General features: G+C 42.9%; 16 protein-coding genes. 15 read left to right on the forward strand and 1 reads right to left on the reverse strand.

All coding sequences use genetic code 11. From position 1 onward, the window contains the following. Positions 1 to 207: 207 nt before the first annotated feature. From ahpA to rok, 3 genes are all read left to right on the forward strand, one after another. Positions 208 to 750, forward strand: coding sequence for a biofilm-specific peroxidase AhpA (gene ahpA / locus LJF29_RS09000; RefSeq protein WP_010334066.1), 543 nt, complete (start codon positions 208 to 210; stop codon positions 748 to 750). A gap of 79 nt (positions 751 to 829) precedes the next feature. Next, positions 830 to 1,288, forward strand: coding sequence for a thiol-disulfide oxidoreductase YkuV (ykuV, locus tag LJF29_RS09005; protein ID WP_229148108.1), 459 nt, complete (start codon positions 830 to 832; stop codon positions 1,286 to 1,288). Positions 1,289 to 1,739: 451 nt separating this feature from the next. Then, positions 1,740 to 2,324, forward strand: coding sequence for a transcriptional regulator Rok (gene rok, locus LJF29_RS09010; protein WP_010334068.1), 585 nt, complete (start codon positions 1,740 to 1,742; stop codon positions 2,322 to 2,324). 42 nt (positions 2,325 to 2,366) lie between these two features. Here the strand turns inward: rok and LJF29_RS09015 are convergent, their stop codons facing one another. Beyond that, positions 2,367 to 3,332 (reverse strand): hypothetical protein, encoded by a 966-nt coding sequence (locus LJF29_RS09015; protein ID WP_010334069.1) that lies wholly within the window; start codon positions 3,330 to 3,332, stop codon positions 2,367 to 2,369. A 132-nt stretch (positions 3,333 to 3,464) separates the two neighbouring features. Here LJF29_RS09015 and LJF29_RS09020 point away from each other — a divergent pair, with 132 nt between their 5' ends. From LJF29_RS09020 to LJF29_RS09075, 12 genes are all read left to right on the forward strand, one after another. Then, a complete protein-coding gene (locus LJF29_RS09020) occupies positions 3,465 to 4,064 on the forward strand; it encodes a molybdenum cofactor guanylyltransferase (RefSeq protein WP_168747654.1) in 600 nt (199 codons plus the stop codon). A 51-nt stretch (positions 4,065 to 4,115) separates the two neighbouring features. Continuing rightward, positions 4,116 to 5,135, forward strand: a complete 1,020-nt coding sequence (locus LJF29_RS09025) for a MoeB/ThiF family adenylyltransferase (RefSeq protein ID WP_229148109.1) — start codon at positions 4,116 to 4,118, stop codon at positions 5,133 to 5,135. Positions 5,136 to 5,152: 17 nt separating this feature from the next. After that, positions 5,153 to 6,445 (forward strand): gephyrin-like molybdotransferase Glp, encoded by a 1,293-nt coding sequence (gene glp / locus LJF29_RS09030; RefSeq protein WP_229148110.1) that lies wholly within the window; start codon positions 5,153 to 5,155, stop codon positions 6,443 to 6,445. After that, complete coding sequence (mobB, locus tag LJF29_RS09035; RefSeq protein WP_026014702.1) at positions 6,406 to 6,927, forward strand: molybdopterin-guanine dinucleotide biosynthesis protein B; 522 nt, start codon at positions 6,406 to 6,408, stop codon at positions 6,925 to 6,927. Before glp ends, mobB begins: the two co-directional genes overlap by 40 nt. After that, entirely contained in the window at positions 6,927 to 7,400 is a 474-nt protein-coding gene (locus LJF29_RS09040; RefSeq protein WP_229148111.1) for a molybdenum cofactor biosynthesis protein MoaE, read from the forward strand. Before mobB ends, LJF29_RS09040 begins: the two co-directional genes overlap by 1 nt. Next, positions 7,393 to 7,626: a molybdopterin converting factor subunit 1 gene (gene moaD / locus LJF29_RS09045; RefSeq protein ID WP_229148112.1), complete on the forward strand. Its 234-nt coding sequence runs from the start codon at positions 7,393 to 7,395 to the stop codon at positions 7,624 to 7,626. The genes LJF29_RS09040 and moaD overlap by 8 nt, the downstream gene beginning before the upstream one ends. 236 nt (positions 7,627 to 7,862) lie before the next feature. Further along, on the forward strand, positions 7,863 to 9,620 hold the full coding sequence (locus LJF29_RS09050; protein ID WP_229148113.1) for an ABC transporter ATP-binding protein: 1,758 nt from the start codon (positions 7,863 to 7,865) through the stop codon (positions 9,618 to 9,620). 10 nt (positions 9,621 to 9,630) lie between these two features. Continuing rightward, the gene (locus LJF29_RS09055; protein WP_229148114.1) at positions 9,631 to 11,445 is read left to right on the forward strand and encodes an ABC transporter ATP-binding protein; all 1,815 of its coding nucleotides are present in this window, start codon (positions 9,631 to 9,633) and stop codon (positions 11,443 to 11,445) included. A 121-nt stretch (positions 11,446 to 11,566) separates the two neighbouring features. Beyond that, positions 11,567 to 12,262: a toxin SDP protection protein YknW gene (gene yknW, locus LJF29_RS09060; RefSeq protein ID WP_229148115.1), complete on the forward strand. Its 696-nt coding sequence runs from the start codon at positions 11,567 to 11,569 to the stop codon at positions 12,260 to 12,262. Positions 12,263 to 12,266: 4 nt separating this feature from the next. After that, the gene (locus LJF29_RS09065; protein WP_229148116.1) at positions 12,267 to 13,403 is read left to right on the forward strand and encodes an efflux RND transporter periplasmic adaptor subunit; all 1,137 of its coding nucleotides are present in this window, start codon (positions 12,267 to 12,269) and stop codon (positions 13,401 to 13,403) included. Continuing rightward, positions 13,404 to 14,096 (forward strand): ABC transporter ATP-binding protein, encoded by a 693-nt coding sequence (locus tag LJF29_RS09070; protein WP_229148117.1) that lies wholly within the window; start codon positions 13,404 to 13,406, stop codon positions 14,094 to 14,096. After that, complete coding sequence (locus LJF29_RS09075; RefSeq protein ID WP_229148118.1) at positions 14,093 to 15,286, forward strand: ABC transporter permease; 1,194 nt, start codon at positions 14,093 to 14,095, stop codon at positions 15,284 to 15,286. Before LJF29_RS09070 ends, LJF29_RS09075 begins: the two co-directional genes overlap by 4 nt. Positions 15,287 to 15,318: the final 32 nt, after the last annotated feature.

A 15,318-nucleotide genomic window follows, 5' to 3' on the forward strand; every position in this document is an offset into this window, starting at 1 on the left:
AAATTTGTTTCCCTATACATGAACATGTTAAACTTTTTAACGTAAAATGTCGAAGGCAAAGACATGTATTCTTTGTTAAAAATTGACTGTGAAAATGCGCTTCGATATAATGGTCATTGTGATGTTATTAACGAAATAAGGGATATTTTCCTTTAATTTCTTATCCGTCTGGCTTTTATAGCCAAACTATCAATTGGAGGGATACATATGGCAGAACGTATGGTAGGTAAACAAGCTCCTCGTTTTGAAATGGAAGCAGTCCTTGCAAATAAGGAATTTGGCAAAGTTAGTCTTGAAGAAAACATGAAAAACGACAAATGGACGGTTCTTTTCTTCTATCCAATGGACTTTACTTTTGTCTGTCCGACAGAAATTACAGCGATGTCTGACCGTTATGACGAATTCGAAGATCTTGATGCTGAAGTGATCGGCGTTTCAACTGATACAATCCATACCCACTTGGCGTGGATCAACACAGACCGCAAAGAAAATGGTCTAGGTCAGCTGAAATATCCGCTTGCTGCTGATACTAACCATGAAGTATCCCGAGAATATGGCGTTTTAATTGAAGAAGAAGGCGTTGCACTTCGCGGATTGTTTATTATCAATCCTGAAGGCGAGCTACAATATCAAACGGTTTTCCATAACAACATCGGCCGTGACGTTGATGAAACGCTTCGAGTGCTGCAAGCACTTCAAACAGGCGGACTATGCCCGGCTAACTGGAAACCAGGTCAAAAAACACTTTAATTCTTTTTAGAACGAAAGAAAAAGGTCTAACATTCGTTAGGCCTTTTTGACTCTTACTGCTCACTAGGAGGAAAAAGCGATGAAATTACGTCAGCCAATGCCTGAATTGACAGGAGAAAAAGCTTGGTTCAACGGTGAAGTAACAAAACAACAACTGATTGGAGAAAAACCGACACTGATTCATTTCTGGTCTATCAGCTGTCACCTGTGCAAAGAAGCAATGCCGCAGGTGAATGAATTCCGTGACAAATATCAAGACAAGCTGAACGTTGTAGCTGTTCATATGCCTCGTTCCGAAGACGACCTGGATCTCGACAAAATCAAGGAAGTAGCTGCTGAACATGACATGACTCAGCCTATTTTTGTTGATAGCGACCACGCTTTAACCGACGCATTTGAAAACGAGTATGTGCCTGCGTACTATGTGTTTGATAAAACCGGCCAGCTTCGTCATTTTCAAGCGGGCGGCAGCGGCATGAAAATGCTTGAAAAACGTGTGAACCGCGTTCTGGCTGAAACAGAACAAGCTGCTGAATAATGTTGCACAAATAAAAAAACCTGATAACCTCAGGTTTTTTTATTTGTGCAAAAAAAGGAAAAGAGTAAGAAGCTTATTTTTCCATATTTGGGTATAAGAAAAACCTTTTTTAATGACTTATCTTCTAAAAAAGAGACCTAATTTCTTATGTTTTTCTGCAAATTTAGATATTTTTCATATCTCAGAACGCGAAAATTGTAGATATTACACTAAATTTCATTAAAGAAGTAATTAAAAGATAGAATTTCAACATTATTCCAAATGATTGGCATAAGCTTTAAACCCTTGTGGATAAAGAGGTCTGTTGAAAAATAAAACATTTTCAGAAAATAAGGAATTTTTCATAGAGTAAATATAATAGTAAAATGCTAAAATAATAGTTGATAAAATTACTTTTGTAATCTAATATCTTAATTAAAGATGTTAATTCTGATAGGGGGTACATTGAGGAATGTTTAATGAAAGAGAAGCTTTGCGCTTGCGATTAGAACAATTAAATGAAGCTGAAGTGAAAGTCATTCGTGAATATCAAATTGAACGCGATAAAATATATGCAAAATTAAGAGAGCTGGACAGAAATGGAAGCCCTTCCGAAACGAAAAAGGAGTTCCGTTCTGAAAGAAAAACCGACTCTCTGCCAGTTCTCGCCGAGCTTGCAGCTCAGGAAATCAGAAGCTATCAGCCGCCATCACAGCAGCAGTCCGCCCAGCCTCAGCTTCAAACTATTTCCTCTCTTCCTGCCGGTATACCAGATGGAGCGACAAGAAGAAGAAGAGGGACGGCAAGACCGGGGTCAAAAGCAGCTAAACTGCGTGAAGCGGCTATTAAAACATTAAAACGCCACAACGCGGCAATTAAAAGTTCCGAACTTCAAAAAGAGATTGAAAAGGAAAGCGGTCTGGAAATTCCTAATATGACAACGTTTATGCAAAGCTTAATTAAAATGTATCCTGAAGTGAAAAAACCGTATCGCGGCCAGTACATTTTAGAGGGCGAAATCGAATCCGTTGAATCAACTGAATCAGCAACAGAATAAGCAAACAGAAAAACTGCTTGGCGAGCTCAAGCAGTTTTTTTATTATTGGGTTTTTTTCGAGGAAGGTTTATTTTCTTTTTCAAGATTAAGCTTATACACCCATTTTTGATAAGGTTTTTCTTCGGCGGCGCGGCTCTTCAGCTCTTCAATTTTATGATTGATAAGCTGGTCAGATGATTGGGCTCTGGTCAGCTGTTTTTGAAGCTCATTTACTTGTTTTGTGACATCTTCAAGGATGGTCTCTACATGACTTGACGGTGCGTAAACGGTTTGAGCTTCTTCTGCCGTTTTTTCTTTCTGTTTTGCGCCGCCATCAATATCGGCAAAATGAGAAGCAATCCAGGCATCACTTTCATCAAGCTGCCGTTTGTACGAAATAATAGTTTCTTGAAATAGTTTTTCTTTCGTTTTTTCTATTTCAAGCAGCCTTTCTTTCGTTTCTATGATTCGATCTTTCATATGATCTATTTCTATTTTGATATGTTTTAGCTGGTATTCTTTTTCTATCATTTGCTCTTTTAAGCGTCCGTTTTCGGCTTTTATCGTTTCGGCTTGCTGCTTTGCTTGAAACAATTCGTGCTGTTCTCGCTGGATAGAGGTATTAAGATGAATGATTTGTTTATGCAAATTTTTATTTTCTTCCTCAATTTTGATTTTTTCGATATGAAGCTTATGTTTTTCTTCAATTTCAGTTTTGCGTTTGTAGGTTTCCGCGGAAAGAAGCTCCTGCAAGGTGACGATTTTATCGAGCAGTTCGGCTCTCATTTGATGCAGTGTATGGCTCGTATGGGAGGCGTGTTTTTCTTTCATTGACATTTGCTTTAACTCAGCAGACAGCTGCTGAAGTTTTTCTTTCATATTGGTATTTTCTTTGAGCAGTTTGTTATTTTTCTGATGGAAGTAGCTTGCCTCAAGCTCGGAAATAAGTTTATGGCACCTTGACAGCTCTGATTTTAAATAAAGGTTCTCCTGTGACACGTCATGGAAAAAAGGACCTGATCTTTTCAAGCGAACCATCTCCCTCATGATGTTAACATTACAATATGCAAATACTGAACAGCTATTCCTCTTTAATAAACAGACAAGCATTGGCGTTGGAGCCTTGCTTTTGCTATGCTTTTGGTAACTAGAGGTGAGAGCATGAAGCATATAAATGTACTTTTAGCAGGAGGAGCCTCACGCCGATTTGGGGAGCCAAAGGCTTTTGTAAAATGGAAAGGCCACATGTTTTACGAGTGGGCTAAAAAGGCGCTTGGTGAGCAAGCGGTCATCATCAGCCGTCCCGAGTTTATCGATAGATTTCAAGAAAATGGCGAAACCGAAGTATATCAAGACGCGGAGCCGTTCCAGGGAATGGGCCCATTGGCTGGTATCTATACTGCTTTTGAAAAGACAGACGGTGACCTTTATACGATTCTATCCTGTGACACACCGTTAATACGTAGAAGGACGATGGCGGAACTCAGGCGCATGGTGACTGCCGATACGGACGCTGTCATCCCGATATCAGGCGGACGAGAGCAGCCATTGATAGCACTGTATCATAAAAGGATCATGCCTATTCTATATGAACAGCTATCCGAGAAAAAATTAAGAATATCAGATTTGTTAGACCGTATTTCAGTTCGTTACGTACAGGCAGAGGAAATCGCGGCAGTGCCGGAAGAGTTTATGAATATTAATACACGCGATGACTATAGGCGTTTGGAAGAATTCAAGACATTCTCCTGCTGGGACTGACGGGAGAAAAACATGGTATGATTGACATAAAAGATAAGGAGATCAGGTTTGATGGAGGAGCGTTATTCACGGCAAATCAGATTTAAGCAAATTGGAGAAGAGGGCCAGCAAAGACTGGCAGACAGCCGCGTGCTGATCGTAGGAGCAGGAGCGCTCGGAACAGCCGGAGCTGAAGGGCTTTCGAGAGCGGGAGTGGGAACCATCACCATCATTGACCGTGATTATGTAGAATGGAGCAATCTGCAAAGGCAGCAGCTCTATACAGAAAGCGATGCAGAACTCCGCATGCCGAAAGCTATGGCTGCCAAAGAACATTTATCCGCTATAAACAGCGGCATACATATTGAGGCATATGTTACAGAGGGGACGGCTGAAACACTTGAACCGCTGATTGAAAAAGCGGATATTGTTATCGATGCGACAGATAATTTTGAAACACGTATGCTTATCAACGATCTAGCTCAGAAAACAAAGACACCGTGGATTTATGGCGCATGTGTAAGCAGTCAAGGGATGTTCATGACGATCATACCGGGGGAGACACCTTGTTTGTCTTGTTTGTTTGAACAAATTCCTGTCGGCGGAGCGACGTGCGATACAGCGGGAATTATTCCCCCTGCGGTCCATATGGTTTCAGCCTATCAGCAGGCAGAAGCGCTGAAACTGTTAACGGGAAACATAGAAGCGATACAGCGCGGCTTTGTCACGTTTGATGTCTGGAACAATTCACATATGAAAATAAACGTTAGCGATGTACGAGTCGAAGATTGTCCGTCATGCGGCGCACACGCAGTTTATCCTTATCTTCAAGACTGGAACACGCCAAAAGCCGCTGTACTGTGCGGCCGTGATACGGTTCAAGTCAGATCAGAGTCATTAAAAAGAATACCGAAGCAGGAGCTCGTCAGTCGGCTGAAAACAATCGGCAAGGTAGAGGCCAATGCATTTTTGCTTCATATCTATTATGAACATTTTAGAATCGTTATTTTTAATGACGGACGGGCTCTGATTCACGGAACAAGTGATGTGAAAGAAGCCAATTCTGTGTTGGCAAGAGTAATCGGATTGTAACAACAGGAGGGTTCAGAATGCTGGAGAAAAGAACACCGATACCGGTAGATGAAGCTGTTCGGCGTGTTGGCCGATTTCAAAAACGAGGGGAAACAGAATGGGTGGCGCTTGAAAACAGCCTTCATCGATTTTTAGCTGAAGATGTAACGGCAGATCACCATGTGCCTGCATTTGACCGTTCGCCATATGACGGTTTTGCTGTCAGAGCATGCGATACGGCTGAAGCTTCACGCGAGCACCCTGTCCGCTTTGAGGTCATTGACCATATCGGAGCAGGGGCTGTATCTGAGAAAGAACTTGCTGCGTTTCAGGCAGTGCGAATCATGACAGGTGCGCAAATTCCAAAAGGCGCGGATGCCGTGGTCATGATTGAGCTGACTCAAACCTTTGAAGAGAATGGTCAGCCGTTTATGTCCTTAAAACGCCGCTTCCACCCAGGGGACAATATTTCAAAAACAGGCGAAGATGCTCGAAAAGGGAGCGTTTTAGTCAGAAAGGGCACTCGAATTACCCCGGGAGTAACAGCTCTTCTGGCAACCTTTGGATACGCTTCTGTGCCTGTCGTGCGAAAGCCTGTTGTTGGGATCATCGCAACCGGCACAGAATTGCTGAATGTCAGTGACCCACTGGAGCCGGGGAAAATCCGTAACAGCAACGCAAGTATGGTATATGCACAAGTCATTGAAGCTGGCGCTTCACCTCTTTACTTAGGGAAAATTTCCGATGATCTTGATCAAAGCTTTGCTGCGGTCAAAGAAGCAATGGAAAAGGTTGATTTTCTAATCACAACAGGCGGCGTGTCAGTTGGTGACTTTGACTTTTTGCCTGCAATCTATGAAAGACTCGGGGCGGAAGTGCTCTTTAATAAAGTTGCTATGCGTCCAGGAAGTGTAACGACTGTGGCTCATGCAAATGATATGCTGCTGTTTGGGCTGTCAGGTAATCCATCGGCATGCTATGTCGGTTTTGAACTGTTTGTAAAACCGATGATCCGGACATGGCTGCTTCATGATAAACCGCATCCCATTTGCGCAGAAGCTGTTTTGACTAAGGACTTTCCTAAGCCAAATCCTTTTACCCGATTTGTACGTGCTTATGTACACCATCAGGAAGGAAAGCTGTTAGCGGCTCCCGTTGGATTGGATAAGTCAAGCTCTGTCACTTCACTTGCAGAGGCGAATGCGTTTATCATCCTGCCGGGCGGTACGAGAGGTTACGAATCGGGCAGAACGGTTCACGTGCTGCTGATCAGAGAAGAGAATGGAAGTGAGTGGCCTTGGTCCGTCCTTTCCCAATCGTCCAAATTGTAGGGTTCCAAAACAGCGGAAAAACAACGTTGATAGAGCGTATACTTAAAAAAGCCGCACAACAGGGGCTGCATGCAGGCTGCTTGAAGCATCATGGTCATGGAGGCGAACCGGAAGCATTCACTGAAGGAAAAGACACTGACCGTTACCAAGCCGCAGGAGCTGATATAACAGCAGTAGAAGGAGCGGGTGTTTTACAGCTTACGGCCCGCCGTAAATGGGATCTCCCGCAGCTGATCGAGTTATATCGCTTTCTCGATATGGATTGCCTGCTCATAGAAGGCTTTAAAAAAGCTCCTTACCCTAAAGTCGTTATAGTACGAGATAAGGATGATCTGGCCGAACTGCAGGCAGTAAATATAATCGCAATCATGTACAGAGAAAAAGAACAAATGGCTTCGCACCAAGGATTACCCGTTTTTCACGCGGATGATCCAGCAGGAGTTGATTATGTGCTTTCACAGCTGAAGGGGGAATCTGTGTAATGGGTCGATTTGAGATCACGAAAACACCCATCGTTACTGAAGATATCATAAAAAAGGTAGAGAAACGGGAAGCCGGAGCTATTACCACGTTTATCGGGACGGTTCGGGAGTGGACAAACGGAAAAAAAACAATCAGGCTGGAATATGAGGCTTATGAACCGATGGCTGTGCAGATGCTGGCCCAAATCGGGGCTGAAATAGAAGAGAAATGGAAAGGTACCTCAGCTGCTATCACACACCGGATCGGTGTACTGGATATCGGCGAAGCGGCAGTTGTCATCGCTGTATCTTCTCCCCATCGAAAAGCTGCTTATGAAGCCAATGAGTATGCAATCGAACGCATTAAACAAATAGTGCCTATTTGGAAAAAAGAAATTTGGGAAGACGGAGAGCAATGGATTGGTGACCAGCTTGAGACAACAGCTTATCCGAATGGAAAACCAGATCTAAGTGAGGGAGAGCAGCATGATTAAAATTCTTTTGTTTGCGGGACTTGCTGAAAAGGCCGGCACGTCAACGCTTGAAATTGATATGGAACAAGCAACAACCGATGATGTAAAAGCAGTATTAAAGGAACAATACGGACTCGAATCAATTGATACGGCTATGATTGCCGTAAATGAAAGCTACGTCAAAGAAAATACTTCTATATCTTCCGGTGACACGGTGGCTGTTATTCCTCCTGTCAGCGGGGGATGAAAACCGGACGGCGATAAAGCCGTCCGGTTTTTGCGTTAGAAGCCATATCTCTCGTTTTTTGCATATCCTGCTCCTCATCCTGCATACAATGATTTTCTGTAAGCATTTATTTTACATAGTCCCACCATATAAAGTAAGAGACCATCTCCATCATTAGATTGAATTTTGAAAAATTAATAGAAATTTATTTCGGGAATCGATATAGTAAGGGTGAAAAAACTGGAAGGGTGCTGGATATGGAGACATTTAAAAGATTAAAATCATTTTATTGGCCGTACAGAAAGGTGTTTATGTGGTCGCTTCTGGCGATGTTTATGATGACAGCGATAACGGTCGTTTATCCGATCATTCTTCAAATTACGATTGATGAGATCGTACTGGGGAGACAGTATCAGCTTGCAGTATGGGTCAGTCTGGGATTTATTGCGGTAATGGCTGTAAAAGGAACCGCCACTTTTTTTCATCAGTATTTAGGTGATATGTTTGGAATCAAATCTGTTTATCGGCTGAGAAATGGCCTGTATGGAAAACTGCAGAGGCTTTCTTTTTCTTACTATGACAATGCCAAAACAGGTGATTTGATGTCCAGGCTGACAGCCGATGTTGAGGGGCTTAGGTTTTTTTTATCCTATGGGCTTGCTGAGTTTATTCGATTCGGCTTGCTGGTTGCGATCAGCTTATCAGTCATGTTTTACTATTCGGTCCCTCTTACGCTGGTAACAATCGCTGCTTTGCCTTTTCTGGCGATCACAGTATATCAATTTGACAAAAGAGTACACCCTGCCTTCCGAGGTATCAGAAAATCGTTTGCGAAGCTCAATACAAAGGTGCAGGAAAATATCAGCGGCATCAACACAGTTAAGTCACTATCAAGAGAAGATTTTCAAATTAGCGCCTTTAATAAGGCAAATGCGGCCTACAGAACAACATATTTACAAACGTCATTCATCTGGTCTGCGTATTTTCCGCTGATGGAATTTATTGGCAATATTTGTATTGTGGCTCTTCTTTCATACGGCGGCTATTTGGTCATGCAAAATCAGCTGAATCCGGGTGAGCTTGTCGCTTTCTTCAGTCTTGTCAGTTATATGATGTGGCCGATCATGAACTTAGGTTTTGTGATTAATATGTTTTCTCAGGCAAAAGCCTCAGGAGAGCGTCTGTTAGATATTCTTGATGAAGAGGAAGACATTAAAGACCATGCTCATGCTTTACACCAGCCAAAGTTAACCGGAGATGTCTCATTCAAAGATGTGACTCTCGCATACAAAAATGAGCAAACGAACGCGCTTTCCAATGTAAGCTTTGAAGCCAACAGCGGAAAGATGATCGGACTTTTGGGCCCTACGGGATCTGGAAAAAGCTCAGTCACACAGCTCCTCACTAGATTTTACAGTCCGGCAGGCGGAATCATCACGATTGATCATAAACCTATCACAGATTATTCATTAAAAACCCTTCGCTCAAATATTGGAGTCGTACCTCAAGAATCATTCCTATTTTCATCTACTATTCGATCAAATATTTCATACGGGAAGCCGGATGCTTCGATCGAGGATGTTATAGCTGCGGCAAAAAGGGCTCAGGCTCACGAGTTTATTATGGAACTGCCTGACGGATATGACACCATGCTTGGAGAAAGGGGACTGGGGCTTTCAGGCGGCCAGAAGCAGCGCATTGCTATTGCCAGAGCCATCTGCTTAAACCCAAGCATTTTAATATTAGATGACGCTACAAGTGCAGTAGATATGCAAACGGAGCACAGCATACAGCTTGCGTTAAAAGATGTCATGAAAAACCGCACAACGTTTATCATCGCTCACCGAATTTCATCACTGAAACACGCAGATGAAATTCTCGTCTTCGATAAAGGCAGCATTCGTGAAAGAGGCACTCATCACGAGCTTCTTGCCAAAAACGGCTATTACAAAAAGATATACGATTTGCAATACCGGGATGCCAATATGATAAATGAGCCGCATCAGGTCGGATAGGGAGGAACATATGAAACAAGCAAAAAAACAGGGGATTTTGGAACGTTTCTATTATTCTTCAGATGAAATCATTGAAAAACCGTTTAACTGGGCTCAAATGTGGCGGCTGTTAAGCTATGTCAAACCGTATCGAAAAACAATTCTGCCGCTTTCTTTTCTCACCGTTTTGATTGGGACTGCTGTGAAGCTTGTCATTCCCATTCTGATCGGTGTTTATGTTCTCGATCAAGCCATTACAGCAAAGAATTCGGAATTGCTGATGCAGCTGATGATTTTGATCAGTGTTTTATACGCAGTTAATTATGCAGCCAATATGCTAAGGATCAGATGGATGAACCAGCTTGGCCAGCATGTCATTTACGATTTGCGCCAGCATTTATTTACCCATGTGCAGCGCTTGTCCCATCGATTTTTCGATCAGAGATCGGCAGGGTCTATTCTCGTCAGAATTATGAATGACATTAACTCCCTTCAGGAGCTTTTCACAAGCGGCGTAATTAACTTATTAACAGATTTATTGCTTTTGGCGGGAGTCGTCATCATTTTATTCACGCTAAGTCCTGAACTGACCATAGCCATCATGGTGACTCTGCCGATTATGTTTTTTATTTCAACAAGTCTCAGAAAAAAAATCCGCCGTTCATGGCAAACGGTTCGCCTGAAGCAATCAAAGCTGAACTCCCACTTAAACGAAAGCATCCAAGGTATCCGCGTAACGCAGGCTTTCACGCAGGAACAAGAAAACATGACGTATTTTGACGGAGTCAATCAAGAAAACTACCAATCATGGCAGGAAGCAACAAGAAAAAATGCTGTGTTCCGTCCGCTGGTAGAAATGACAAATGCGATAGGGACAGCCGTATTAATATGGTATGGCGCCACACTCATCATGAACGAAACCATTACGATAGGTGTCTTCGTATCTTTTGCCTTCTATTTAGGCATGTTTTGGGAGCCTATTTCAAGATTAGGCCAGGTTTATAACCAATTGTTAATGGGGATGGCCTCGTCAGAGCGGATTTTTGAATTTTTAGATGAACAGCCGAACGTCAAGGAAAAACCGGAAGCCATTCATAAGAAAAATATAAAAGGCCATATCAGCTTCGAAGAGGTTAAATTTTCTTATGATGAAAAACGAAAGGCTCTTCATTCTGTCTCCTTTTCCATTCCTGCAGGCTCTACACTTGCACTTGTCGGACACACAGGGAGCGGGAAAACAACGATTGCCAATTTAATCAGCCGTTTTTATGATGCAACAGGAGGAACCATTAAAATAGACGGCATTCCGATAACAGACCTATCCCTTGCCAGTTTGCGCTCTCAAATCAGCATTGTGCTTCAAGACACGTTTATTTTCTCCGGAACGATTATGGAAAATATTCGCTTCGGAAGGCCGGATGCCTCAGACGAAGAAGTAATAAAAGCTGCTCAAGCAGTCGGAGCGAATGAGTTTATTTCTGGTTTAGCAGAAGGATACGAAACAGAGGTGGAAGAAAGGGGAAGCGTATTATCCGCCGGCCAGCGCCAGCTCATTTCCTTCGCAAGAGCGCTGCTCGCAGATCCTGCTATTATCATTCTTGACGAAGCCACGGCAAGCATTGATACAGAGACAGAGGTCAAAATCCAGCAGGCTTTAAAAACATTGCTGAAAGATCGTACAGCCGTCATGATTGCCCATAGACTGTCGACGATCCGCGACGCCGACCATATCATCGTTCTAGATCACGGCAGGAAAATAGAAGAGGGGAATCACGAACAGCTGCTTGGGAAAAGAGGTATTTACGCAGGACTGGTGAAATCGCAGTACAGCATCGCTGCAGAATAAAAGCCTTCAGTTTTAACATCAGGAAGTTCTTTTGAATGATTTGGATATTTTTTAAAAAATATGAAACTTTTTTTAGGTCCTTACGTATTATCAGCTAGATATGTTAAAGGAGGATTTATATATGGAAGCAAATGTAGAAAAAAACGGTGGAGTAACAACTGAAAAGCCATCCCTTTTTGGCGTGATCACAAGTCCTGGAATTCAATTTGAGAGAATAAGAGAAAGGCCGGTTGTATGGGGCCCGCTCTTAATTGTTGCGGCAATCATCATAGTTGGTGCTGTATTGCAGGGTCTCGGAACGGATTATAGCGAGCTTCTTAAAGCGACCGATACTGAAGGCTTATCGCCTGAGCAAATTTCAACTGTCGCAACCATTACCAAATTTGGAGCAATGGCAGGTTCTATTCTTGGCGGAATTGCAGCTTTATTTATTGCGCCTCTCATTTATTGGCTCTGCGTGAAAATATCAGGAGGCGTAACGACGTATAAGAAAATGCTTTCTCTCGGTCTGTTTGTCTCCTTAATCAGCAGCTTAGGATTATTGGTTAATGGAATTGTAGCTTTTACAACTGATGCAAGTTCACTTTACAGCATGACATCACTTGCTGGAATTATTCATTCAGACATGCCTTTAGCAAGCGTATTAAATACATTTGAAATCTTCAGCATTTGGAGCTATGTATTATTAGCGATCGGTCTTCATAAAACGGGAGGCATCTCAAAAAAAGCAGGGTGGATATCCGTTATTATTCTTTTCGTCCTTTTGGTCGCATTTTCGTTTATTTCAGGATCAATAAGCTCTGTGGCAGGTGCATAATTAGATGAAAAAAGTCTGGATCGGAATTGGGATTGCAGCTTTAGTCGCTCTTTTTATTGGAATTAATATTTACCGGTCTGCCGCTCCTGCAAGCGGCAGCGCCGGCCAGAAGGTGGAGACGGGAAGCCTCGAAGAAAAAAAGATATCGTCAACAGTTATGGTTCCAGGCACACTTGAATTTTTAGATGAACAATATGTGTTTTATGAAGCGGATAAAGGTACTCTGCATGACATTAAAGTGAAGGAAGGCGACAAAGTCAAAAAGGGTACGCCGTTAGTCACTTATTCGAATGAGCAGCTCAGTCTGGAAAAAGAACAAAATGAATTAACCGCTGAATCGAACCGGCTGCAAATCGATCAGATTCTAGAAAAGTTACAAGCGTTGGACAATAAAGAAAAAGAACTGACAAAACAGCTCGGAAAGAAAGAAGCAGAAAAACAAATTGAATCTGAGCGCACAGAGCTTGAAATGCAGGAAAAAACGGCTCAAATTGAATTAAAGCAAACTGAGCTTCAGCGGCAGTCGCTTGCTAATAAAATGTCAGATCTTCAAGTGAAAAGTGAGATCGATGGCACTGTAATTTCAGTCAACAAAGAAGCGGCTTCAAAAAAATCAGATATTCAAGAACCTGTCATACATATTGGTAATCCTAAAAACCTTGTTGTTTCAGGGAAATTATCTGAATACGATACACTTAAAGTCAAAAAAGGCCATAAGGTCACACTCACTTCAGATGTCATTCAGGATAAAACATGGAGAGGGACAGTTTCCGCTGTCGGGCTGGTGCCGGATCAGCAGGAAAACGCCGCGGCAGCAGCTGGCACAGATCAGGCGGTTCAATACCCGCTTCAAGTTAAAATAAAAGGCGATCTTCCAGAAGGAAAGCCGGGTTTTAAATTCATTATGAATATTGAGACGGATAAGCGGAAAACCAATACGCTTCCTTCTAAGGCAGTTAAAAAAGAAGATGATCAATATTACGTGTATACAGTAAAGGATGGTAAAGCCAAGCGAGTCGATGTCAAAATCGGTGAAGTAACAGACGACGTAACGGAAATCAAAGAAGGAATTTCTAAGGATGACCAAGTCATTTTAAATCCTGCTGATGATTTGGCTGACGGAACGGATGTGAAAGCATAAATGATTCAGCTTTCTAAAGTGCGAAAAAGCTACCAGATCGGCAGAGAAACGTTTGATGTTCTTCATTCGATTGATTTGAACATCAATCAAGGGGAATACGTTTCGATCATGGGGCCGTCAGGATCGGGAAAATCAACGATTATGAATATTATCGGCTGTCTGGATCGTCCGACTTCCGGTATATATAAGCTGGACGGCGAAGACATCTCTTCTTATAAAGACAAAGAATTGGCCGCGGTCCGCAACAAATCCATCGGTTTTGTCTTTCAGCAATTCCAGCTTCTCCCGCGGCTAAACGCTAAAAAAAATGTCGAGCTGCCAATGATTTATTCCGGCATTGGAAAAAAAGAACGCCAAGAGAGAGCTGAAAGAGCCTTAGAAAAGGTCGGATTAGCCGATCGAATGATTCATATGCCGAATGAGTTATCCGGCGGCCAGAAGCAGCGTGTGGCCATTGCAAGGGCAATCGTCAATGAACCAAAATTAATTTTGGCGGATGAACCGACGGGCGCGTTGGATACAAAAACAAGTGCATCGATTATGGACCAATTTACAGCGTTAAACGACGAGGGAACAACAATTGTACTTGTTACCCACGAGCCTGAAGTTGCAGATTGCACGAACCGGGTCATCATGGTGCGAGATGGAGAAATTGTTCCTCCGGGCTCCGGACAAAGGAGCGTGGGAGAATGAGTCTGTTAGAAAACATCAGAATGGCTTTGAGCTCTGTCCTTGCACATAAAATGCGTTCCATTTTAACGATGCTCGGGATCATCATTGGTGTTGGCTCTGTTATTGTTGTCGTTGCTGTAGGGCAGGGCGGCGAGCAGATGCTTAAGCAGTCCATCAGCGGTCCGGGGAATACGGTTGAACTATACTACATGCCGAGTGACGAAGAGCTTGCAAGCAATCCGAACGCCGTAACGGAGTCAACTTTCACAGAAAACGATATTAGCGGATTAAAAGAGATAGATGGGATAAGACAAGTAGTTGCATCCACTTCTGAAAGCATGAAGGCGCGTTATCACGAGGAAGAAACCGATGTAACCACTAACGGAATTAACGACGGATATATGAAAGTGAATTCCTTAGAAATAGAAAGCGGGAGAACCTTTACTGATAATGACTTTCTTGCGGGAAAAAGGGCGGGCATTATATCACAAAAAATGGCCGAAGAGCTGTTTGATAAATCCTCTCCTCTCGGTGAAGTTGTCTGGGTAAACGGACAGCCTGTTGAAATTATCGGTGTACTGAAGAAGGAAACAGGTTTGCTGTCTTTCGGACTAAGTGAAATGTATGTGCCGTTTAATATGATGAAATCGTCTTTTGGTACAAGTGACTTCAGTAATGTGTCATTGCAGGTCGAATCGGCTGATGATATAAAATCTATCGGAAAAGAAGCGGCACAGCTGATGAATGACAATCACGGCACTGAGGATTCATATCAAGTAATGAACATGGAAGAGATTGCAGCAGGAATTGGAAAGATCACAACAATCATGACCACAATTATCGGCTCAATTGCAGGCATATCGCTTGTAGTCGGCGGAATCGGAGTCATGAATATTATGCTTGTGTCAGTGACAGAACGAACGCGGGAAATCGGAATTCGGAAGTCTCTCGGAGCGACTAGAGGACAAATTTTGACCCAGTTTTTAATTGAATCTGTGGTATTAACGCTCATCGGCGGACTAATTGGGATCGGGATCGGATATGGAGGGGCCGCGCTGGTTTCTGCCATCGCCGGCTGGCCGTCATTAGTATCCTGGCAGGTCGTATGCGTAGGCGTGCTGTTCAGTATGCTTATTGGCGTAGTGTTTGGAATGCTTCCTGCAAATAAAGCTGCTAAGCTCGATCCGATTGAAGCGCTGCGTTACGAGTAACCTCATGCATATGCATGAGGTTTTTTAATGCT

It is taken from the genome of Bacillus sp. LBG-1-113, assembly GCF_020708615.1.
Taxonomy (GTDB): Bacteria; Bacillota; Bacilli; order Bacillales; family Bacillaceae; genus Bacillus; species Bacillus mojavensis.